This is a genomic window from Microbispora sp. CA-102843 (assembly GCF_050936215.1).
GTDB lineage: Bacteria > Actinomycetota > Actinomycetes > Streptosporangiales > Streptosporangiaceae > Microbispora.
Genome location: NZ_JBNJNF010000001.1, coordinates 3,172,703 through 3,195,056, shown reverse-complemented (window position 1 = coordinate 3,195,056; position 22,354 = coordinate 3,172,703). Strand labels below are relative to the sequence as shown.

Sequence of the window (22,354 nt, the reverse complement as noted above, 5' to 3'; positions counted from 1 at the left end):
CCGGCCCCGCCCGAGCCGGGACGCGGTCCCACCCCCCACCAGAAGGACCGCAATGAACCGAAGACGCGTTCACCTTGCCGCGGCGACGGCGATCGTCGCGTTGTCGAGCCTGATGACGGTGACCGCGGCCCGTGCGGCCAACAGCGCCACCGTGTTCTACAAGACAGGCTGGAACCCGGCCAACATCCACTACGGCATCAACGGCACCTGGACCTCGGTCCCCGGCGTCGCCATGGACACCGCCTGCACCGGCTGGAAGAAGAAGACCGTCGACCTCGGCAACGCGACCAGCTTCCAGGTCACCTTCAACAACGGCTCCGGCACCTGGGACAACAACGGCGGCAACAACTACACCGCCGGCACCGGCACCACCACCGTCAAGGACGGCGTGGTCACCGCCAACGCGGCCAACCCCTGCGAGGGCACCACCACCAATAGTGCGACCGTCTACTACTACACGGGCTGGAACCCGGCCGACATCCACTACGGCATCAACGGCACCTGGACCTCGGTCCCCGGCGTCGCCATGGACACCGCCTGCACCGGCTGGAAGAAGAAGACCGTCGACCTCGGCAACGCGACCAGCTTCCAGGTCACCTTCAACAACGGCTCCGGCACCTGGGACAACAACGGCGGCAACAACTACACCGTCGGCACCGGGACCACCACGGTCAAGGACGGCGTCGTACGCGCGAACGCGCCGGAGCCGTGCACGGCCGAGCCGCCGGACACGACCGCGCCCAGCGTGCCCACGGGCCTGGCCGCGACCGCGACCGGCACGACCGTCACGCTCACCTGGACGGCGTCGACCGACAACGTCGGTGTCACCGGTTACGAGATCAGCCGAGCCAAGGGCGAGGAGACCCCCGTCGTCCGCTCCGCCTCCGGCACGTCCTACAAGGAGTCCGGGCTGGACGCGAAGACGACCTACACCTATAAGGTGCGGGCGCTGGACGCCGCGGGCAACAAATCGGCCTACACCGATACCGTCTCGGTCAAGACGGGCGACGGACCGCCACCGGTCACCCAGGGCACCCCGCTCGGCGGCGACCCGCGCAAGGACTCCATCTACTTCGTGATGACGGCGCGGTTCTACGACGGCGACGCCTCCAACGACAGGGGCGGAAGCCAGAACATCCGCTCCGGCAACGCGGCCGGCAACGACCCGATGTTCCGCGGCGACTTCAAGGGCCTCATCGAGAAGCTGGACTACATCAAGGCCCTCGGCTTCTCCGCGATCTGGATCACCCCGGTCGTTCTCAACCGGTCCGACTACGACTACCACGGCTACCACGGCTGGGACTTCTACCGGGTGGACACCCGGCTGGAGACGCCCGGCTACACCTATCAGGACCTGATCAACAAGGCGCACGCCAAGGGCCTGAAGATCTACCAGGACGTCGTCTACAACCACAGCTCGCGCTGGGGCGCCAAGGGACTGTTCGTCCCCCCGGTGTACGGCGTGCGCGACGAGCAGTGGAAGTGGATGTACAGCGCCAAGGAGGCGGGCCGGGAGTACGACCCGATGGATGAGCACCAGGGCGACGACCCCGGCATGACCGCCGCGCAGAACCAGATGGCCAAGGGGCGGCCCTACAACGGCGACCTGTGGTCCACCGAGGAGCCGGCGGGCAACACCTGCCGCAACTGGGGGCAGCCGACCGGCTCCCGCAGCCCCGAGGGATACACCATCTACAACTGCCAGTGGCCGAGCCCCACCTCCGGGATGTTCCCGGCGAAGTACTACCACCAGTGCTGGATCGGCAACTGGGAGGGCGAGGACTCGCGCAGCTGCTGGCTGCACGAGGACCTGGCCGACTTCAACACCGAGAACGCCGAGGTGCAGAAGTACCTCATCGACGCCTACAACCGGTTCATCGACATGGGCGTGGACGGCTTCCGCATCGACACCGCCATCCACATCCCCCGGGTCACCTGGAACCGCCGCTTCCTGCCGGCGATCTACGACCGCGTCAGGGAGCGGTTCGGCGAGGACAAGGCCAAGGACTTCTACGTCTTCGGCGAGGTCGCCGCGTTCGTGAACGACAAGTGGAACCGCGGCTCGGTCAACCACTCCGCGCAGTTCTACACCTGGAAGGAACGCAAGGACTACAACGCCGACGACGAGAAGGCCGCGATCGAGCAGTACACCTACGAGGAGCAGCTCGGCACCGGCAACCAGCCGACCAGCACGAACGCCCTCCTCAACGGGAACGCTTACCACGCGCCCGACCACACGAAGTTCTCCGGCATGAACATCATCGACATGCGCATGCACATGAACTTCTCCGACGCGCAGAACGCCTTCTACAACGGCAAGGACTCCGACGACAGCGTCAACGACGCCACCTACAACGCCGTCTACGTCGACTCCCATGACTACGGACCCAACAAGTCGGGCTACCGCTACAGCGGCGGCACCGACGCGTGGGCGGAGAACATGAGCCTGATGTGGACCTTCCGCGGCATCCCCACCCTCTACTACGGATCGGAGATCGAGTTCCAGAAGGGCAAGCAGATCGACTGCGGCCCCACCTGCCCGCTCGCCACCACCGGCCGCGCCTACTACGGCGACAAGATCGAGGGCAGCGTCACCGCCGGTGACTACGGGGTGGTATCCGGTGCGTCCGGCGCCGTGGCGACCACACTGAGCCAGCCGCTGGTCAAGCACCTGCAGCGGCTCAACCAGATCCGCCGGGCGATCCCGGCGCTGCAGATGGGGCAGTACTCCACCGAGGGCGTGAGCGGGCAGATCGCCTACAAGCGCCGCTACACCAGCGGTTCGGTGGACAGCTTCGTCCTGGTGACCGTCTCCTCGGGCGCCACCTTCACCGGCGTCCCCAACGGGACGTACGTGGACGCCGTCACCGGGGACACCAAGACCGTCACCAACGGAACCCTGTCGATCAGCCTGAACAGCAAGGGCGACCTGCGCGCCTACGTGTTCGACCAGTCGGGCAACCCGGCTCCGGGCAAGATCGGCTCTGACGGTCCGTACCTGAAGTAGCGCTCCCCGAGGTCGGGGCGGGGAGCGCGCTCTCCGCCCCGATCGTCGTCGCGGGGCCGGCGGGTCTGCACCGCCGGCCTTCGCGGCTAACCGGCGGCGGGCAGGTTCGCTGGCACCGGCGCGGTGGAGCGGCGGACGACGAGTTCCGGCCGGTGGAGCAGCTCGGTGCGCGGCGCCGGCAGCCCGCGGATCTCATCCAGCAGGCTCGCTACGGCGGCCAGCCCCATCTCGCGGACCGGCTGACGGATCGTGGTCAGCGGCGGGTCGAGGTAGGCCGTCATCGGGGAGTCGTCGAACCCGACGACGGACACGTCCTCCGGCACGCGCAGCCCGGCCTGGCGGATGCCCCGGATCGCCCCGATGGCCATGATGTCGCTGCCACAGCAGATCGCCGTGCAACCCCGGTCGAGGAGCTGCTGCGCGGCCGACTGGCCGCCCTCCACCGTGTAGAGCGTGTTGAGGACCAGCTCGGTCGTGTCGGCGACGCCCGTGTACTCGGCCATCGCGCGGCGGAAGCCGTTCGTTTTGCGGATGGTGGGCACGAACCGCTCCTGCCCGACGGCGAGACCGATGCGCCGGTGCCCCAGGGACGCCAGGTGGCTGACGGCCATGTCGAGCGCGGCGGCGTCGTCGTTGGAGATGAAGTGGGCGTCGATGTCGGGCCGGTAGCCGTTGATCAGCACCATGGGGAGGCCGAGCTCGATCAGCCGCAGATAGCGGGAGCGGTCGGAGCGCGAGTCGGCGTGCAGGCCGCTGACGAAGATGATGCCCGAGACCCCGCGTTCGAGCAGCAGATCGGTGTAGTCGTCCTCGGCGATGCCTCCGGGCGTCTGCGTGCACAGCACGGCGGTGTAGCCGGACAGGACCAACGCGTTCTCGATCACCTGGGCGAACGCAGGGAAGATCGGATTGTTCAGCTCGGGAAGGATCAGACCGATGAGCCCGGTGTGCTGCTGCCGCAGCTTGGGCGGACGCTCGTAGCCCAGGACGTCGAGGGCGGTGAGCACGGCCTGCCGCGTCCCCGGCGCCACTCCCGGCTTCCCGTTCAGCACCCGGCTCACGGTCGCCTCACTCACGCCCGCTTGGACGGCTATGTCGGCGAGGCGCATGGTCATGATGGTCAACTTACCTTTCCTCGCCCCTGCACCCGGTCTCATGCCGGCACACCGGGCACGCGGGGGCGGCCGGGGCACGCCGTAGGTCGCCCCTAGCGTAGCGAAGCGCTTACAGCTCTTTCAGCACGCTGCAAGCGGCGAGGGGCCGGAACCGGGCGATCCGCACGGACGTCGGCACCGTCGTCGCAAGGGCCCCATCCTCCCTACCGCAGGCCCGGGGGACACGGGCCGGTCGAATCGCGGATGACCAGCTCGGGGTCGAAGATCTGCTCGCCACCGCCGTTGCCGCGCCCCTTCACCTGGTCGGCCAGCGCCCGCGCGGCGGCCGCGCCGATGGCGAGCACCGGCTGGCGCACCGTCGTGAGGGCGGGGTCGGTGAACGACATCAGCAGCGAGTCGTCGGCTCCCACGACCGAGACGTCCTCCGGGACGCGCAGGCCTCGGCGGCGGGCCGCCCGGATCGCGCCGAGGGCCATCAGGTCGCTGCCGCACACCAACGCCGTCGCGCCCCTTCCTAACAGGCGGTCCGCGGCGGACTGGCCGCCCGCGACGTCGAAGGAGGCCAGCTCGACCAGGTCGCCGGCGCCGGGCCCGGCGAGCCGCCGCACGGCGAGGCGGAAGCCCGCCAGCCGCCACTGCACCGTGGAGTAGCGCTCGGGCCCGCTCAGGAACCCGATGCGGCGGTGCCCCAGCCCCACCAGGTGCTGTACGGCGAGCCGCGCGGCCATGGCGTCGTCGGACGACAGGGACGGCGCGCCGATACCGGGCACCTGCCCGTTGACCAGCACGAACGGCACCCGCTGCCGGGCCAGGTCGTCGTAACGGGACCGGTCGACGCGGGTGTCGGCGTGTAGGCCCGAGACGAAGACGATGCCGGAGACCTTGCGGTCGAGCAGCATGCCGACGTACTCGTCCTCCCCCGAGCCCTCCGGCGTCATGGTGCCGAGCATGGCCGTGAACCCGTGCCTGGCGAGGTTGGTCTCGATGACCTCGGCGTATAGGGGGAAGATCGGGTTTTGCAGCTCGGGAACGATGAGCCCGACGAGCCCGAAGCTGCGCGGGCGCATGGTGCTCGGCCGCTCGTAGCCGAGCGCCTCGATCGCGGCCAGGACGGCCGTGCGGGCTCGCACACTGACCCCCGGGCGCTCGTTGAGCACCCGCGAGACCGTCGCCTTGCTCACTCCCGCCTGCCTGGCGATCTCGTCGAGCCGTGCTGCCATCGTCGCTGTTTCCGATCAGTCGCTGGAACGCCGCAAGGCATCTTGAAACAAAACAGCAATTTTCTGCAACGTCTTCCAGGTGCGGAAACCCGCTGTTAACTTCGGGCCACCCGCGCGGTTACCCCCTTTCTTCCGGGCCTACGGCCCCTCTCACCTGGAGCGATCCTGTGCGCAGATCATTTGTCGCGCTGGCCGCCTGCCTCACGCTGACGGCCTGCGGTGGCGGAACCGCGTCCGAAAAGACACCTGGCAAGGCGGACGCGGCGCCGGCCGGGCAGGCCGCGTCGTCGTCGGCCACGCTGACCATCTGGGCCGACCAGAAGCGGTCGGAAACCCTCAAGCCGTTCGCCGAGGCGTTCGCCAAGGAGAACGGGATCAAGGCCGAGGTGGTCGTGGTCGCACAGAACCAGCAGCAGACCTTCGTCACCGCCTCGCAGGCGGGCAAGGGCCCCGACGTCCTCGTCGGCGCGCACGACTGGATCGGCAACCTGGTCCAGAACGGGCTCATCGAGCCGATCCAGATGACCGAGGACCAGCTGTCCGGCTACGTGGACGTCGCCCGCAGGGCCGTGACCTACGACGGCCAGGTCTACGGCGTGCCGTACGCCGTGGAGAACCTGGCGCTCTACCGGAACACCGACCTCGCCCCCGAGGCCCCCAAGACGTTCGACGAGCTCGTCGCCACCGGGCGCAAGCTGAAGGAGGCGGGCAAGGTCAAGGAGATCGTGGGCTACCCGGTCAGCCAGCAGAACGGGCAGTCGGGCGACACCTACCACATGTATCCGCTCTACACCTCCGGCGGCGGCTACCTGTTCGGGACCAAGTCCAACGGCGACCCCGACCCCGCCGACCTCGGCGTCGGCACGCCGGCCTCGGTCGCCGCGTTCGAGAAGATCGCCGCGCTCGGCGAGAAGGGCGCGGGCGCGCTGAAGCGCTCGTTCACCTCCGACAACTCGGCCGCCATGTTCGCCGAGGGCAAGACCGCGTTCATGGTGTCCGGGCCCTGGCGGCTCGCCGACGTCCGTACGGCCGGGGTGAAGTACGACGTCACTCCGGTGCCGCCGTTCAAGGGCGGCGAACCCGCCCGCAGCTTCGTGGGCGTGCAGGCCTTCTTCGTGGCCAGCAAGGGCAGGAACAAGGCGCTGGCGCAGGAGTTCGTCACCAACACGCTCGCCTCCGACGACGTCGCCAAGGCGCTGTTCGACACCGAGCCGCGCATGCCCGCGCTCAAGACCGCGCTGGAGTACGCCTCCGCGAAGGACCCCGACGTCGCCAAGTTCGAGGCCGCGGCCAAGGACGGCGTCCCGCTGCCCGCGATTCCGCAGATGGTGGCGGTGTGGCAGCCGTTCAACGCGCTGATCCACTCCGTCGTCAAGGGCGAGCCGGTCGAGCCGGCGGTCAAGGCGGCGGGCAAGGCCATCGCCGAGCAGCTCGGGCAGGCGGGATGACCGTGACGCACGGCTCGGGGCTCCGGCCCGGCCGGCGCGGCTCCACCCCCGGCTCCGGCGGCGCCGCCTCCGGGGGCGGAGGCGCCAGGCCCGGAGCCGGACGACACCCGGCCTCCGGGCGCGGAGCCGGGCCCGCCTCCACGGCCGCGACGCTGGGCCGGGTGCTGGCCCTCGGCCTGATCCTCGGCGTGGCGCTGTGGGCCGCCGCGCCGCTGGTCTCCGCCGGGAACTGGTTCGGCGTCGGGATCGTCGCGGTGGTCACCGCGGCGGCCCTGTACGTCTACCTGTCGCCGCGCCGGCTTCCCGCCAAGTATCTGCTGCCCACGACGCTGCTGCTGCTCGCGTTCCAGGTGTTCCCGGTCCTGTACACGATGTCGCTGGCGCTGACCAACATCGGCGACGGACACCTCGGCACCAAGCAGGAGGCGATCGCCGCCATCGAGGCGTCGTCCGTACGCCGGGAGGCCGGATCGGCCGAGTATCGGCTGACGGTGGCGGAGAAGGACGGCGCGCTCGTCTTCCTGCTGGCCGACCCGGCCAGGCACAGGGCGTACGCCGGGACCGGGGACGGGCTGCGCGAGATCGGCGGCGCGACCTTCGGGCCCGGAGGGCGCGTCACGGCGGCGGATGGCTACACGGTGCTGACCCCGGCCCAGGCCGCCGCCCGGGGCGAGGAGGTCGCCTCCCTCGCCGTGCCGGTGGACGGCGGGGCGGTCCGCGCCCAGGGCCTGACCCGGGCCTACGAGGGCAGGGCGACGCTCGCCTACGACGCGGGCTGCGACTGCGTGAAGGGCGGGAATCGGATCTGGCGGGCCGACGACGAGCACGGCAGGTTCACCGCCCCGGACGGCACCGCGCTGCCGCAGGGCTGGAAGATCGGCGTCGGCTGGTCCAACCTCACCGCCGCGCTGACCAACCCGAAGATCAACACGCACTTCCTCGGCGTGTTCGCCTGGAACCTCTTCTACGCGGTCGCGGTGGTCGGGCTGACCGCCGCGCTCGGCGTGGCCGCGGCCCTCGTGCTGCACCATCCCCGGATGCGCGGGGTCAGGATCTACCGGACCCTGATCGTGCTGCCCTACGCCATGCCGGCCTTCGCGATGCTGCTGGTCTGGCGGGACATGTTCAACACCGACTTCGGCCTGGTCAACCGGCTGCTCGGCCTCGACGTGGACTGGCTCGGCACGCCGCTCACCGCGCGGGCGTCGGTGCTGCTCGTGCAGCTGTGGCTGGGCTTCCCGTACATGTTCCTGGTGGCCACCGGCGCGCTGCAGACGATCCCGGCCGAATACCTGGAGGCGGCGCAGGTGGACGGGGCGAGCGCCTGGCAGCGGTTCCGCAAGATCACCCTGCCGCTGCTGCTCCTCGCCCTCGCGCCGCTGCTGGTGTCGTCCTTCGCGTTCAACTTCAACAACTTCAACGGCGTGTTCCTGGTGACCGCCGGGGGCCCGTTCCCGTCGGACAACCCGACGGTCGGGGCTACCGACCTGCTCATCACCTACACGTTCCGGCTCGCCTTCGGCCAGCAGGGCGCGCAGTACGGCCTGGCCTCCGCGATCTCCATCTACGTCTACCTGATCGTCGCCGTGATCTCGATCGCCGGGTTCCGGCGCACCCGAGCCTTCAAGGAGGTGAGCTGATGCGCGGTCTGGCCGCGCGGCACGCCACCGCGATCGCCGTCACGGCGTTCGCCGTGCTGCCCATCGTGTTCGTGGTCTCGGCGGCGCTCGACCCGATCGGGACGCTGAACTCGGCCACTCTCGTCCCGCGCGGGGCGGGGTTCGGCAACGCCGTGAAGCTGTTCACCACCACGCCCTTCTGGACGTGGTACCGCAACTCGGTGGTCGTCTCCGGACTGACCGCCGCCCTGTCCGTCGCGGTCTCCGCGCTGGCGGCGTACGCCTTCAGCAGGTTCCGCTTCGCGGGCCGGCGGGTGGGGCTGGTGAGCCTCCTCGTCATCCAGGCGTTCCCGCAGTTCCTGGCCATCGTGCCGCTGTATGTGATCTTCAGCGCGATCAGCGACAACTGGCCGGAGTTCGGGCTCGACAGCGTCTGGGGCGTCGTCCTGCTCTACATCGGCGGGCAGGTCGGGGTGAACACGTGGCTCATCAAGGGCTTCTTCGACTCGATCCCGAAGGAGCTTGACGACGCCATGCTCATCGACGGGTGCAGCCACACCCAGGCGTTCCGCCGGGTGGTGCTGCCCCTGGCGGCCCCGGTGCTGGCGATCAGCGGCCTGCTGGTCTTCATCGCCACCATCAACGAGTTCCTCATCGCGAGCGTCTTCCTGACCGGGGACGACGCGCGCACCCTGGCCGTCGGGCTGTTCGGACTGCTCGCCGACCAGCGCAACGCCAACTTCGGCATGTTCGCCGTCGGCACCCTGCTCACCGCGATACCGACGGTCGCCGTCTTCCAGTTCCTCCAGCGTTACATCGTCCACGGGCTCACCGCGGGCGCAGTGAAGGGATGACAGTTGCTCGATCGGGGATTCCACCACGACGGCTCAGCCGACCACGTCAGCACGCTCACGCCGGAGCCCGGCGAGACCGTGACCGTGTTCCTCCGCACCCCGAAGGACAACCGGACGGGGGTGCACGTCCGGTCGACGCCGGACGGCGAGGCGCACTACACCGAGGCGGTGGTCGACCGGGAGACACCGGACGAGATCTGGTGGCGGGCCGACGTGACTGTCCACAACCCGGTGACCCGCTACCGCTTCCTGCTGACCGGCGACGGCGGCTACCGCTGGCTCAACGCCGCCGGTCTGCGCCACCACGACGTTCCCGACTCCGCCGACTTCCGCCTGCTCTCGTACGCGCCTCCGCCGGTCTGGGCGGCCGACTCGATGGTGTACGAGATCTTCCCCGACCGCTTCGCCCGTTCCGGGACGGACCGGACCTACCCGGCGTGGGCGGTGCCCGCGGGGTGGGAGGACCCGGTCACCGGCACGGGCCCGTCCACGAGCGTCCAGCTCTTCGGCGGCGACCTGGACGGCGTGACGGCGCGGCTCGACCACGTCACCGGCCTCGGGATGAACACCCTCTATCTGACGCCGGTCTTCCCCGCGCCGTCCAACCACCGCTACAACGCGTCCTCGTTCACCGAGGTCGATCCGCTGCTGGGCGGCGACGCCGCCTATCGGACGCTCGTCGACGAGGCGCACCGGCGCGGCATCCGGATCCTCGGCGACCTCACGACCAACCACTGCGGCTCCACCCACCCGTGGTTCGTCGCGGCGGCGCGGGACAAGGACGCCGCGGAGCGGGAGATGTTCCACTTCGGCGACGACGCCCTCGGCTACGAGGCGTGGATGGGCGTGGCCTCCCTGCCGAAGCTGAACTGGACCGGCGAGCGCCTGCGCCGCGTGATGGCCGGCGACGCCGACTCCGTCGTCCGCAGGTGGCTGCGCTTCGGGCTGGACGGGTGGCGGATCGACGTCGCCAACATGACCGGGCGCCTGCGGGAGACCGACCTCACCCGGGAGGTCGCGGCCCTGATCAGGCAGGCCGCGGCGGAGGAGAACCCGGAGGCGCTGCTCGTCGCCGAGCACGCTCACGACGCGTCGGGCGACCTGGACGGCGACGGCTGGCACGGCACGATGAACTACGCCGGTTTCACCCGGCCGGTGTGGTCCTGGCTGCGCGGGCCGGACGTCCGCCTGCCGTTCCTCGGCGTGCCCGCGCCCATCCCGCGGCTCGGGGCGGACCTGATCGTGCGGACGATGCGCGCCTTCGCCGCCCGGACGTCCTGGCGCTCCCTCGTCCACTCGTGGTCGATCCTCAGCTCGCACGACACGGCCCGCATCCGCACGGTGTGCGGAGGCGACGAGGCGCTCGTGGAGATCGCCGCCGGCCTGATGTTCACCCTGCCGGGCGCCCCGATGGTGCTCGCCGGGGACGAGCTCGGGCTGGAGGGCGCCTGGGGCGAGGACGGCCGCCGTCCCATGCCCTGGGACCGGCCGGATCGGTGGCGGACCGCGACCCTGGACGCCTACCGCGGGCTCGCGGCGCTGCGCCGGGACGAACCCGCCCTACGGCACGGCGGGCTGCGCTGGCTGCACGCCTCTGCCGACGTGCTGGCCTTCGTCCGGGAACGGGCGGGGGAACGGCTGCTCGTGCTCGCCGCCCGCGCGGCCCACGAGCCCGTACGGCTGCCGCTCGGGGTGGCAGGAACGCCGTTGTACGGAGGGGCCGGGATCGCCCCCGGCCCGGACGGCACGGTCGTCCTGCCCGCCGACGGCCCCGCCTTCCGCGTGTGGCGGCTGGGGTAACGGACAGGCCGCGGATCGGACGGGGTCTCCGGCATCGGCGGTCCTTCGTGGAACCGCCTGCCGGAGACCTCGCCGTTCAGCCGCTCGCGCCGCCCGCTGCCGGGGCGGAGTGCCGCGCTCAGTTGTAGGGGTTGTCGTAGGTGGCGGTGCTCTTGGTGCGCGTCATGTACTGGCCGTTGGTGCCGAACCACCCACCGGTCACGTCGAAGCGAACGTTGCGGACCGTGCTGCCGAAGTTCACCTCGGCGCTGTACAGGTGTGCCTGCTGGCACCCGGAAACCGACGTCGAGCCGGTCCAGGTCGGCGAGGCCGTGCTCGTACCGTTGACGTTGATCAGGAAGGAGGGCGCGGGGTAGGCGTGCTGCCAGCACAGGCGCAGCGAGTAGCGGTACTTCGTGTTCCCGTCGTCGAACGCCACCGTGCCCTCCAGGAGGGCCAGCTGGGTCCCGTTGCCGTCGTTGCTCAACAACTGCAGGTAGACCGGCTGGTCCGAGCCGTACGCCGCGTGCGCGGGGCTGAGCGGCAGGAGCGCGGCGGCCATCGAGGCGATGGCGATGGCGATCGACGTCGTCAGGCGACGTCCTCGCGAGCGTGCGGTCAATTCACACCTCATCCGTTGCAGGAGTGCCGAGTGCCCGGAGGGTATTGCCGCATTCACGAGCCGATCCAGCGCCGCGATCGCGAGCCTCGATCCGGCCGGGCGTTAAACACCGCGCCCCGGGGACCTTGGGAACGCCGCTCCGCCACGACCAGGACAGAGACGACGGCGAACCGGTCGAAATCCCGCCATGGCCGCTGAATGTTTCACTCCGTCCGCGAGGCCGGTGAGGCGTCACCCCGGACGTGCGGATCAGCGGAAGATGCCGGTGTGGCCGAGTGAGTAGCGGCCCGGTTGCGGATACACGCACAGCCCGTGCGGGCCCTCGCCGACGCGGATGGTGCGGAGGACTCTGCCGTCCCGGGTGTCGAAGACGTAGACGACCCCGTTGTAGCGGCCGCTGAGCCACAGCTTCGTGCCGTCGGCCGACACGCCGCCCATGTCGGGCGAGCCGCCGCCGGGGATCCGCCAGACGTCCACCACCTTCCGCTTCCTGAACGACACGACCGACACCGATCCCTCGCCCCGGTTGGACACGTACAGACGGCGCGAGTCGCGGCTGACGTAGAGGCCGTGCGCGCCCCGGCCGGTCGGCAGGAACCGCATGACCTTGTACGTCGCCGCGTCCACCAGCCACACCCCGTGCCGTTCCATGTCGGCGACGTAGAAGACGGTGCCGTCGGGCGACAGCTTCACGTCCTGCGGCATGCTCATGTGGCCCAGGTGGATGTGCCGGATCACGCTCGGCGTACTCCAGTCGAGCACGACCAGGTCGCCGCTGAACTCGCAGCTCGCGAGGAACACCGAGCCGTCGGCGGTGAAGTCGCCGTGGTTGATGCCCCGGCAGGGCAGCGACAGCGAGCGCAGCAGCTTCATGCTGTGCGGGTCGCGCAGGTCGAGCTGGTTGTTCCGCTCCGCCATGACCAGCGCGTACTTGCCGTCCGGCGAGAAGTACAGGTTGTACGGGTCCTCCACGGGCACCGGGCGGCCGGGCTTGCCGGTGCGGGGGTCGATGGGGGTCAGGGAGTTGCCCCGGTTGTTGTTCACCCACAGCGTCTTGAGGTCCCAGGACGGCACCACGTGCTGGGGCAGCGCCCCGACCGTGAAGTGCCGCACGATCCGGTAGGTCTCCGGGTCGATGACGTCGACGGTGCCGCTCTCGCTGTTGGGCACGTAGACGAGGGAGCGGAAACCCCTGACGACGGGGCTGAGCATCCCCGGCCGGTCGGCCGCGTAGATGTCGACCTGATCCCTGCCCCTCGCCTCCAGAGACGCGGGCGGCGACGGCGGGACGGACGCCTGGGCGCTCGCGACCCGCGACGGCACGGCCTCCGGTGGCTCGGCGCGCGGTGCGGGCAGCCGCGCCGCACAACCGGCGAGGGCGCACCCTCCGATGATCGCCAGCACCATGGTCACGGCACCGGTTCCACGCGCTCGTCTCACGACTGCCCCTTCGTCGCGGCGGGCTGTTCCCGGCCGGCCCCCGTACGGTCACGACGACCGGCCGCGCACGCGTGCGGGGAGCGGCGCGGCGCGACGGGTCGGCGAGACGCTAACGCCCGCCGGGGGCGGCCCGAAGGCGGCTTTGCCTGCTCTTGCACGGCTGCTTTGCGCGCTCTTGCACGACTGCTCTGCGCGCTCTCGCACGACCCCCTTCTCCGCCGCCGACGCCAGCCGCCCCGGGCTTACCCCCGCAGAACGGCGGCTCAGTGTTGGAGATGACGCCGGTGGAGATGACGTCGGCGGAGCGACCGGGACGTTCACCTGCCTCGATCGTCCGGTTCTGTGACGGCGTGCAGGGCGACCAGTTCGTCCACCGCCTTCCGGTCGGGCAGCGAGGGGCTGGCGCCGGGCAGCGTGGTCGCCAGGGCTCCGGCGGCCATCCCCCGGCGGATGGCCGTGGCGGTGTCGAGCCCGGCCGCGAGGGCCGCGCCCAGGGAGCCGGTGAAGGCGTCGCCCGCGGCGGTGGTGTCCACGGGGGTGACGGGGTAGGCAGGGAAGTGCCGTGTCCGCTCGGGGGTCACCGACAGGGCGCCGGCCGAGCCGAGCGTGATGAGCGCGTGCCGCACGCCGCGGTCGAGGAACCAGGCCGCGGCCCGCTCCGCGGACGCGACGTCGACGACCTCCACCCCGGTCAGCGCGCCGGCCTCGCTCTCGTTGGGGGTGACGACGGCGACGTGCGGCCAGACCCGGTCGGGCAGCGGCTGCGCGGGCGCGGGATCGAGCACCACGGTCAGGCCGGCCCGCGCACCCGCCTCGGCCGCGTGACAGGCGACCTCGGCGGGGATCTCGAGCTGGAGGAGAAGCACGCTCGCCTTGTCGCGCACGGCCCGGATGCTCTCGTCCACCATCGCGGCGCTGAGGTCCGCGTTGGCGAGAGGAGTCATCACGATGTCGTTCTCGCCCGACGCGTCCACCCTGATGTGCGCGACGCCCGTACGGTCGCCGACGGTGCGGACCTCCGTCAACGCCACGCCGTGGGAGCGCAGCGCCGACGAGACGATCTCGCCGAACGGATCCGTGCCGACGCAGCCGACCAGCCAGGTGGGCGCTCCCGCACGGGCGGCGGCGACCGCCTGGTTCGCGCCCTTCCCGCCGAGGACCAAGGTGACGTCGTCGCCGAGAACGGTCTCTCCCCGGCGCGGGAGGCGGCGGGTGAAGGCGGTGACATCCGCGGAGATGCTCCCGACGACGACGACACCTTGCGGTTCCATGACGTTCCTCCTGTTTCAGGCTGTCAGTGCTACGGCGACGCTCAGGAGGCCCGGCCGAGCGTCTCGATCGCGCCGATCATGAGATCCCAGAACCGGTCGCGGTCCAGCCCGATCCCGACGTTCGCGTTGGGCTCCCAGTCCATGCGACGGTGCAGGTCGGCCACGGTCGCCCCCCGAGTGTGCGGGCCGTCCAGCTCGATCCGCAGGCCCACCCGCTCGTACGTCAGGACCGAGGGATCGATCAGGTACGCCACCGTGATGGGGTCGTGCAGCGGCGGAGCGGGGAACCCCCAGGTCTCGTGGTAGGTGGACCCGAAGAACGTGAGCAGTTCCACGCAGACGCGGGCGAGCGGGGTGCCGAGCGCCTCGATCCTGGCGAGCACGTCGGCGGTCACCAGCGCCTGGTGGCTGACGTTGAGCCCGACCCACGTCGTCGGCACGCCGCTGCCGAGCACCTCCGCCGCCGCCTCCGGATCGGCGTACACGTTGAACTCCGCGTACGGCGTGTGGTTGCCGCGATCGGTCGAGCCGCCCATGATCACGACTTCCCTGATCCGCTCCCGGTCCTTCGGATGACGGCGCAGCAGCGTGGCGATGTTCGTCAGCGGGCCGATGGCCACCACGGTCACCGGCTCGGCGGCGGCCGCCAGCGTGTCGTGGATGAGGTCCACACCGTGCCGGGGGTCGAGCGGGACGCTCGGCTCCCCGAACGCCGGGCCGTCCAGGCCGCTCTCCCCGTGCACGTAGTCGCCGATCTCCAGCGGCGCCGTCAGCGGGCGGTCGCAGCCGGCGGCGACCGGCACGCCGGTGACGCCGGCGAGGCTCAGCATCCGCCGCGCGTTGAGCGCGGTCTTCTCCACCGTCTGGTTCCCCGCGACCGTCGTGACCGCGCGCAGGTCGATCGCCGGGCTGGCCACCGCGAGCAGGATGGCCATGGCGTCGTCGTGCCCGGGGTCGCAGTCGAGGATCACCGGGATCGGCATGTCAGATCTCCTTCGCGAGCCAGCGGACCGCCCGCGTGAACAGGGTGCGGTAGCCGTCCCAGGAGACGAACTCGTCGGGGCACCAGTGCGGCGCGATGTCGGAGGCCCAGGCGAGCGTGCGCCCGGCCCCGGCCTGCCGTACGGCGAGCAGGGGGTCGCCGGCGACGGTCGCGAGCAGCGTCGCGTCCTCGGGCAGCGCGAACCGGTTGTAACCGAGCAGGTCGGGCCACTGGGCGGGAAGTCCGGCCACGATGGGGTGCGCGTCGTCGGCGAGCACACCGGGCACGCCCTGCGGGGTCTCGACGCGGTCGTCGTAGCGGGAGATCCGGGCGGGGAGCACCCGTTCGACCGCCGTGCCGGCGAAGGCCGCCTTCGCCTCGAAGCCCTGGAAGCTCAGGTAGCCGCCGGCCATGGCGAGGCCGCCGCCCTGCTCCACCCAGTCGGCCAGCAGGTCGATCCGGTTGACGGTCTTCTCGCTGGCCAGCCAGGTGGCCGGGTGCAGCAGGATGCTGTTGGCCCCGATGTCGGAGAGCACGATCACGTCGTAGGCGGCCAGCGCCTCGGGCGTGCCGGGGAACAACGCGGGCACGTCGTGCGCGGGCAGGTGGTCGACCTCGATGCCGTCGGCGACCAGGACGTCCCGCAGCGGATCGATTCCGGTGTGGTAGGTGGTCGAGGTGAACGCGTCGAAGCCCTTGTAGTGGGTCGACACGCTCACCCACGATTCGCCGGCGACCAGCACGCGGGTCATGGAAATCGTCTCCTTCTCTTCAGGGGTGTGATGATCAGTGGCCGCGCGCGGCGGCGAGGAAGAGCTCGCGCGGGTTGTCCGCGAGCAGCCGACTGGTGTCGTCGGCGGTAAGCCCGTGCCGGTGCAGGCGCGGGACGAAGTGGGTGAGGATGTGGGCGTAGCCGGTCCCGCCATAGCGGACGAGCATGGTCTTCAGGAACACGTCCTGGGAGAGCAGGACCCGGTGCCCGAGCCCGGCGCGGACCAGCCACGCCACGGCGGCGGCGTTCTCCTCGTCGCACGGCGACTGACCCTCGCCCGGATAGAGGTAGTCCATGCCGCACATGTCGTAGCCGAGGTAGGCGCCGCGCAGGGCCAGGGACACCTGGTAGTCGCGGTCCGCCCCGCTGGGGTTCAGGTGCGACAGCACGGTGGCGCCGAGCAGGCCGCCCTCCTCGGCCACGACGTCGAGCACGCGGTGGCCGTGCCGCACCCAGCCGGGGAGGTGGACCGAGAGCGGCACGCCGGTGCGGGCCTGCGCCCGGGCCGCGCCGCGCAGCACCTTCTCCTCCTCGGCGGTGAAGTCCGGCGAGACGCCGATCTCGCCGATCACGCCTGCGCGAACGCCGTCCACGCCCCCGTCGACGCCTTCGGTCAGGTCGCGCTCGATCTCGTCGGCGACGTCCGCCGAGGTCATCGAGCGGACCCGGGCGGGGTGGGTCTTCTCCAGGTAGAACCCGCAGCCCATGACCACGTTCAGCCCGGTGGCGCGGGCGATCGCGACCAGCTCGGCGGGCGCCCGCCCGATCCCCTCGGGGGTCACCTCCAGCAGCGTGCGCCCGCCGCGCTCGGCGAACCTGCGCACCTCCTCGATCGCGGTCTGCGTGTCGTCCAGCGACACGTTGTCGCGGGAGAGGTAGGGGTCGTGCCTGAGCCTGCCGAGGAACTCGATCCGCACGGGGTCGCGGGCGACCAGCTCGCCCTCGGCGTCGCCCTCGGGCGCGGGGTGCCAGGCGCGGGCGCCGTCGTTGCGCAGGTGCTCGTGGCAGAGGGTGATCCCGAGGTCGTCGGGGGACACCGGGCCGAGCACCGTCGTCACGGCCGGAGGCCGGGCTGCGGAGGTCATTTCCGTATCGCCCCGAACTTCGCCCACACCTTGCTGTTGGCGAAGATGGCCAGCAGCAGGATGGCGCCCTGGACGATCTGCACGTAGAACGGCGAGACGTGCAGCAGCACCAGGCCGTTGGCGATCACGCCGAGCGTGAGCGCGCCGAGGATCGTGCCGAGCATGCTCGCCCGGCCGCCGAAGAGGCTGGTGCCGCCGAGCACGACGGCGGTGATGACCTCCAGCTCGAAGCCGGTGCCGGCGTTGGACGAGCCGGAGCTGAGGCGGGTGGCGATCAGCACGCCCGCGATCGCCGCCGCCAGGCCGGTGAGCACGTAGACGGTCAGCCCGATCTTCCGCGTGTTCACACCGGTGCGGCGCAGCGACTCGCCGTTGGAGCCGAGGCCGATGACATAGCGGCCGAACGGCGTCCGGGTGAGGACGAACCAGCCGACGAGCGCGACGACCACGGCGAGGATGGCCGGGACGGGCACCCCGGCGATGCGGCCCTGGCCGATCTGGACGATCCAGAGGTCTCCGTCGATGGGGGTCGAGTAGCCCTCGGTGGCGCGCAGCGCCGTACCCCGCATGATCGACAACATCGCGAGCGTGACGATGAACGGCGGGATGTTCTGGTAGGAGGAGAACCATCCGTTCACGAACCCGAGCAGCGCGCCGAGCGCGAGGATCGCGACCAGGGCGAGGGTGGGGTTCCACCCGTGCTGCAGCACGATCGCGAGCAGCGACCCGGACAACGCGACCGTGGAGCCGACCGACAGGTCGATGCCGGACGTGCTGATCACGAAGGTCATCGCGGTCGCGACGACCAGCGTGGGGGCGATCTGCCGCAACAGGTTGAGTATGTTGCCCGTCGTGGCGAACCGGTCGGCGGAGAACGCGAAGAAGATCAGTAGGACCACCAGCACGACCGCGATCGCGATCGTCTGCGCGTGCCGGCCGATGTGGGCGTTGGCCCGTGCCGACCTGGTGGTGACGACCCGCTGGCTGGTCCCGTGGCTGGTTCCGGTCTTGGTGGGGGTCACCGTCGCCTCCCCTCCTTGTCTCCCTCGTCGTGGGCGACGATCTCGGACACGAGCCGTTCGAGGCTCGTGTTCTTGGCGTCCAGGTCGGCCCTGAGCGTGCCTTCGTACATGACGCACAGCCGGTCGCAGACCCGGAAGAGGTCCTGCAGGCGGTGCGTGATGAGGATCACCGAGACGCCCTTGGCCGAGACCGTCTTGATCAGTTCGAGGACGGTCTCGACCTCGGCGACGGCGAGCGCCGCCGTCGGCTCGTCGAGGATGAGCAGCTTGGGCCCGAAGGTCACCGCCCGGGCGATGGCGACCGCCTGCCGCTGGCCGCCGGACAGCCCTCCGACGGGGATGTCCGTCAGCGGGATCCGGATGTTCAGCGCGTCCAGGTGGCGCCGGGCGTCCGCGTGCATCTTGCGCAGGTCGAGCATCATCCCGCCGGCCTTGCGCGGCTCTCTGCCGAGGAACAGGTTCCCCGCCACGTCGATGTCGTCGCAGAGCGCGAGGTCCTGGTAGACCATCTCGATGCCCAGCTCGCGGGCGTCCTTCGGGCTGGCGAAGGAGACCGGCCGGCCGTCGAAGACGATCTCGCCGGAGTCCGGCACGACGGCGCCGGCCAGCACCTTCATGAGGGTGGACTTGCCGGCCGCGTTGTCGCCGACGAGCCCCACCACCTCTCCAGGGCCGACGCGCAGCGTCGGGCCGCGCAGCGCGTCGACCATTCCGTAGCGCTTGCGGATGTCGCGCATGACCACCCGGTCAACGCGACCCGTCTCTTGGTCCGTCATGCGAGTCCCTTCGCCGCTCACTTGAACGTGGCGCGGTACGGGTCGACGTTGTCCTTGGTCACGATCGTCACGGGCACGTCGATCTTCTTCTTGGCCTGGGCGCCGCCGACCAGGGCCTTGGCCTCCTTGACGGCCTCGTAGCCCTCGGTCTTCGGGTCCTGCTGGACCACACCGGCGACGAAGCCGGCGTCGATGCCGCCGATGGCCTCCTTGGTCAGGTCCCAGCCGAAGACCTTGACCCGGTCGCCCGCGTTCTGCGACTTCACCGCGGCGACCGTGCCGAGCAGGGCCGGCTCTCCGGTGGCGTACACGATGTTCATGTCGGAGCGGGAGGTGAGCAGGTTCTCCGCGGCCGTCATCGCGGCCTCCTGCTTGTTCTGCCCGTCGACCGTCTGCACGATCTTGGCGCCCGCGCCTTCGACGGTCTTGTTGAAGTCGTCCTTGCGGATGTTCTGGATGAAGGAGTTGAGTGCGCCCACCACGCCGATCTTCGGCGCGGTCAGGCCCTGCGCCTGGGCCCACTTGTTGACGAAGTCGCCCGCCTGCTGGGCCGCCGCCGCGTTGTCCACGCCCACCTGGGTGTCCACGGCGGGCGAGTCGACGATCGCGTCCACGGCGACGACCTTCAGCCCGGCGTCCTTAGCGATCTTCACGGCGGGCTTGATGCCCTCGACGTCGATGGCGACCACGATGACCGCGTCGAACTGCTGCTGGACGAAGTTGTCGATGGCCTCGTTCTGCTTGGCCGGGTCGTCGTTGGCGTTGAAGACCGTGAGGTCGACGTTCGCCTCCTTCGCCGCCTGCTGGGCGCCGGCGTTCATCTCGTTGAAGAAGATCGCCTGCTGGTTGATCTGGACGAGCCCGACCCGCGGCCGGTCTCCGCCGGAGCCTCCGGAGGAGCCGGAGTCGTCCGAGCTTCCACAGGCCGCCGCCAGCAGGCCGGTGGCCAGGATCGTCGTCGCCGCTGTCAGGCGGATGAGTCTCGTGGATCGCGCCATGAGAGTGAGCCTTTCGGGGGGCCGTCGGGAAGGAGTGAGATCGTTCGGGTAATCGATTACCCGAGTTTCGGGCATGCTAGTGGGACCAAAAAAGCACCGTCAAGGTGCAGTTTCCTCACAGAACCTCTATCGTTCCGTGTGATCCTGGCATCGCAACGGTCGGCAAGGTCGATCGTTGGTAAAGATCAAGGGAAATCGATTACACGATGGGCGTGACGATTCACGACGTGGCACGAGCGGCCGGCGTCTCCGTGGCCTCGGCCTCCCGTGCCCTCTCGGGGCGGCGCAAGGTCACGCCCGAGGTCGCCGAGCGGGTGGCGCGCGCCGCCGCCGAACTCGGTTACCAGCCGAACGCGGTGGCCAAGGCGCTGCGCGACCAGACCACCGGCACCATCGGCATGGTCGTCCCCGGCATCGGCAACCCGTTCTTCACCACGATCGTCGAGGCCGTGGAGCGCGAGCTGCAGAACTCCGGCACCGACCTGCTGCTGTGCGCGTCCCAGTACAGCCCGCAGGTCGAGGCCCTGAGGCTGGAGACCCTGCTGGCCCGGCGCGTGGACGGGCTGATCATCAGCCCGTGCGACATCGAGGCCAGCGTCCCGGCGGTGCTGGACGCGGCCCGCCGGGTGCCGCTGGTGCAGGTCGACCGCTACATCGAGGGCGGCGGGGCCGACTGGGTGGGCGTGGACGACGAGGCCGGGGTCACCCTGGCGGTCGAGCACGTGATCGCGGGCGGGGCCCGTTCCGTGGTCTTCGCGGGCAGCCGGCTGGTGAGCTCCTCCGCCCGGTCGCGGCTCAGCGGGTTCGAACGCACCGCCGCGCGGGCCGGCGTGGAGGTCCTGCCGCCGCTGCTGGGCGAGTTCACCCTCGAATGGGGCGTCGAGGCCGGGCGCGTGCTGCTCGACGCCGGCCCGCTGCCGGACGCGGTCGTCTGCGCCAACGACGAGATCGCCGTGGGCCTGGTGCGCTCGCTGCGGTTCGGCGGGGCGCGCGTCCCCGAGGACGTCGTCGTGGTGGGGTTCGACGACGTGGGGCACGCGACGATGTGCGATCCGCCGCTCAGCACCGTGCGCCAGCCGGTGGAGGAGATGGCGGCGGAGGCCGTGCGCCTGCTCGGCCAGGTCAAGGCAGGCGACCCCCGGCCCGCGCAGCGCATCGCCATCGCTCCGAGGCTCGTCGTACGGCAGACCAGCCGGCCGGTGGCGACGGCGGCCGGCACAGCGGAGTAAGAGAGGGAAGGGAGTCCGCGTGAACGAGGCGGTCGAGCTGACACGCGAGCTGATCAGGATCGACTCGGTGGGCGGGGGCGAGGCCGCGGTGGCCGGCCCGCTCGCGAGACGGTTGTCGGACGCCGGTTTCGCGGTGCGGACGCACGAGCACGCGCCCGGCCGCACCGGGCTGGTCGCCCGCTGGGGTACGGGCGAACCGGTGACGCTGACCGGGCACCTCGACACGGTGCCGCTGGGCGGGCAGCCGTGGCGGCACGCGCCGCACGGCGCGGAGATCGACGGCGACCGCCTGTACGGGCGCGGTTCGAGCGACATGAAGGCCGGCGTCGCCGCGCTGGTGGTCGCCGCCGAGCGGCATGTGCGCCGCACCGGGCCGAAGGCCGCACTGGAGATGGTCTTCACCGTGGGCGAGGAGACCGGCTGCGAGGGCGCGGCCGGCATGGTCGCCGCGGACCTGGTGGGCAGGTCGCGCGCCCTGCTGGTGGCCGAGCCGACCGCCAACCGGGTGCTGCTCGGGCACAAGGGCGCGCTCTGGCTGGAGGCCACCACGCGGGGCACGACCGCGCACGGCTCGATGCCGCACCTGGGCGACAACGCGATCTACAAGCTCGCCCGCGTGATCGGCGCCGTCGAGAGGTTCGACACCGGGGTGCCGGACCACCCCTGGCTCGGCCCGCCCACGGTGAACGTGGGGACGGTGCACGGCGGGATCAACGTGAACTCGGTGCCCGACCTGGCCGCCGCGACCATCGACCTGCGCACCGTCGCCGGCCAGGACCACGGACGGCTCCGCGAGCGGCTGCAGGCCGCGCTCGGTGACGAGGCGGCCCTCGGCGTGCTCGTGGACCTGCCCGCGATCTGGACCGACCCGGACGAGCCCTTCGTACGGGCACTGGTCGAGGCGGGGGCGGGCGCCCCCGGCGACCGCCCGGCGGCCAGCTACTTCACCGACGCGTCGATCCTCGCCGCCGCCTGTGGCGGGGTGCCGACGGTCATCTGCGGCCCGGGTGAGCCCGAGCAGGCGCACGTCACCGACGAGTACTGCCTGGTCCATCGGATCGAGGAGGCCGTCGAGATCTACACCGCCGCCCTCGGGCGATTCGCCTGATCATGTG

General features: G+C 70.8%; 18 protein-coding genes. 7 read left to right on the top strand and 11 right to left on the bottom strand.

From position 1 onward, the window contains the following. The first annotated feature begins 52 nt into the window (after window positions 1-52). Window positions 53-3,007 (top strand): carbohydrate binding domain-containing protein, encoded by a 2,955-nt coding sequence (locus ACQEVJ_RS15050; RefSeq protein ID WP_433101282.1) that lies wholly within the window; start codon window positions 53-55, stop codon window positions 3,005-3,007. Window positions 3,008-3,093: 86 nt separating this feature from the next. Here ACQEVJ_RS15050 and ACQEVJ_RS15045 read toward each other — a convergent pair whose 3' ends face one another. After that, complete coding sequence (locus tag ACQEVJ_RS15045) at window positions 3,094-4,122, bottom strand: LacI family DNA-binding transcriptional regulator (protein ID WP_433101280.1); 1,029 nt, start codon at window positions 4,120-4,122, stop codon at window positions 3,094-3,096. Window positions 4,123-4,325: 203 nt separating this feature from the next. Next, window positions 4,326-5,342, bottom strand: coding sequence for a LacI family DNA-binding transcriptional regulator (locus ACQEVJ_RS15040; RefSeq protein WP_433101278.1), 1,017 nt, complete (start codon window positions 5,340-5,342; stop codon window positions 4,326-4,328). Window positions 5,343-5,509: 167 nt separating this feature from the next. On the opposite strand from ACQEVJ_RS15040, the gene ACQEVJ_RS15035 reads away from it, so the two are divergent. From ACQEVJ_RS15035 to ACQEVJ_RS15020, 4 genes are read left to right on the top strand one after another with little or no spacing between them, the layout of a single operon-like run. Continuing rightward, window positions 5,510-6,790, top strand: a complete 1,281-nt coding sequence (locus tag ACQEVJ_RS15035) for a sugar ABC transporter substrate-binding protein (RefSeq protein WP_433101276.1) — start codon at window positions 5,510-5,512, stop codon at window positions 6,788-6,790. Then, window positions 6,787-8,430, top strand: coding sequence for an ABC transporter permease subunit (locus ACQEVJ_RS15030; protein WP_433101274.1), 1,644 nt, complete (start codon window positions 6,787-6,789; stop codon window positions 8,428-8,430). The genes ACQEVJ_RS15035 and ACQEVJ_RS15030 overlap by 4 nt, the downstream gene beginning before the upstream one ends. Continuing rightward, entirely contained in the window at window positions 8,430-9,263 is an 834-nt protein-coding gene (locus ACQEVJ_RS15025; protein WP_433101272.1) for a sugar ABC transporter permease, read from the top strand. Before ACQEVJ_RS15030 ends, ACQEVJ_RS15025 begins: the two co-directional genes overlap by 1 nt. Before the next feature lie 3 nt (window positions 9,264-9,266). Next, entirely contained in the window at window positions 9,267-11,063 is a 1,797-nt protein-coding gene (locus tag ACQEVJ_RS15020) for an alpha-amylase family glycosyl hydrolase (protein ID WP_433101270.1), read from the top strand. Between the two features lie 118 nt (window positions 11,064-11,181). Here ACQEVJ_RS15020 and ACQEVJ_RS15015 read toward each other — a convergent pair whose 3' ends face one another. From ACQEVJ_RS15015 to ACQEVJ_RS14975, 9 genes are all read right to left on the bottom strand, one after another. After that, the gene (locus ACQEVJ_RS15015; RefSeq protein WP_433101268.1) at window positions 11,182-11,664 is read right to left on the bottom strand and encodes a hypothetical protein; all 483 of its coding nucleotides are present in this window, start codon (window positions 11,662-11,664) and stop codon (window positions 11,182-11,184) included. 249 nt (window positions 11,665-11,913) lie between these two features. Beyond that, the gene (locus ACQEVJ_RS15010) at window positions 11,914-13,104 is read right to left on the bottom strand and encodes a hypothetical protein (RefSeq protein ID WP_433101266.1); all 1,191 of its coding nucleotides are present in this window, start codon (window positions 13,102-13,104) and stop codon (window positions 11,914-11,916) included. Window positions 13,105-13,421: 317 nt separating this feature from the next. Beyond that, complete coding sequence (locus ACQEVJ_RS15005; protein ID WP_433101264.1) at window positions 13,422-14,375, bottom strand: ribokinase; 954 nt, start codon at window positions 14,373-14,375, stop codon at window positions 13,422-13,424. Window positions 14,376-14,416: 41 nt separating this feature from the next. Next, a complete protein-coding gene (locus ACQEVJ_RS15000) occupies window positions 14,417-15,358 on the bottom strand; it encodes a nucleoside hydrolase (RefSeq protein WP_433101262.1) in 942 nt (313 codons plus the stop codon). Window position 15,359: 1 nt separating this feature from the next. Then, window positions 15,360-16,109, bottom strand: coding sequence for a glutamine amidotransferase (locus tag ACQEVJ_RS14995; protein ID WP_433101260.1), 750 nt, complete (start codon window positions 16,107-16,109; stop codon window positions 15,360-15,362). Window positions 16,110-16,143: 34 nt separating this feature from the next. Continuing rightward, window positions 16,144-17,214: a phosphotriesterase family protein gene (locus ACQEVJ_RS14990; RefSeq protein WP_433101258.1), complete on the bottom strand. Its 1,071-nt coding sequence runs from the start codon at window positions 17,212-17,214 to the stop codon at window positions 16,144-16,146. After that, entirely contained in the window at window positions 17,211-18,236 is a 1,026-nt protein-coding gene (locus ACQEVJ_RS14985; RefSeq protein ID WP_363640191.1) for an ABC transporter permease, read from the bottom strand. Before ACQEVJ_RS14985 ends, ACQEVJ_RS14990 begins: the two co-directional genes overlap by 4 nt. After that, entirely contained in the window at window positions 18,233-19,012 is a 780-nt protein-coding gene (locus ACQEVJ_RS14980; RefSeq protein ID WP_433101256.1) for an ATP-binding cassette domain-containing protein, read from the bottom strand. The genes ACQEVJ_RS14985 and ACQEVJ_RS14980 overlap by 4 nt, the downstream gene beginning before the upstream one ends. A gap of 17 nt (window positions 19,013-19,029) precedes the next feature. Beyond that, window positions 19,030-20,010: a substrate-binding domain-containing protein gene (locus tag ACQEVJ_RS14975; protein ID WP_433101254.1), complete on the bottom strand. Its 981-nt coding sequence runs from the start codon at window positions 20,008-20,010 to the stop codon at window positions 19,030-19,032. A 206-nt stretch (window positions 20,011-20,216) separates the two neighbouring features. Between ACQEVJ_RS14975 and ACQEVJ_RS14970 the strand changes: the two genes are divergently transcribed. Together ACQEVJ_RS14970 and ACQEVJ_RS14965 are read left to right on the top strand one after the other, a co-directional pair. Beyond that, on the top strand, window positions 20,217-21,239 hold the full coding sequence (locus ACQEVJ_RS14970; RefSeq protein ID WP_433101252.1) for a LacI family DNA-binding transcriptional regulator: 1,023 nt from the start codon (window positions 20,217-20,219) through the stop codon (window positions 21,237-21,239). Between the two features lie 19 nt (window positions 21,240-21,258). Beyond that, window positions 21,259-22,347, top strand: a complete 1,089-nt coding sequence (locus tag ACQEVJ_RS14965) for a M20 family metallopeptidase (protein WP_433101250.1) — start codon at window positions 21,259-21,261, stop codon at window positions 22,345-22,347. Window positions 22,348-22,354: the final 7 nt, after the last annotated feature.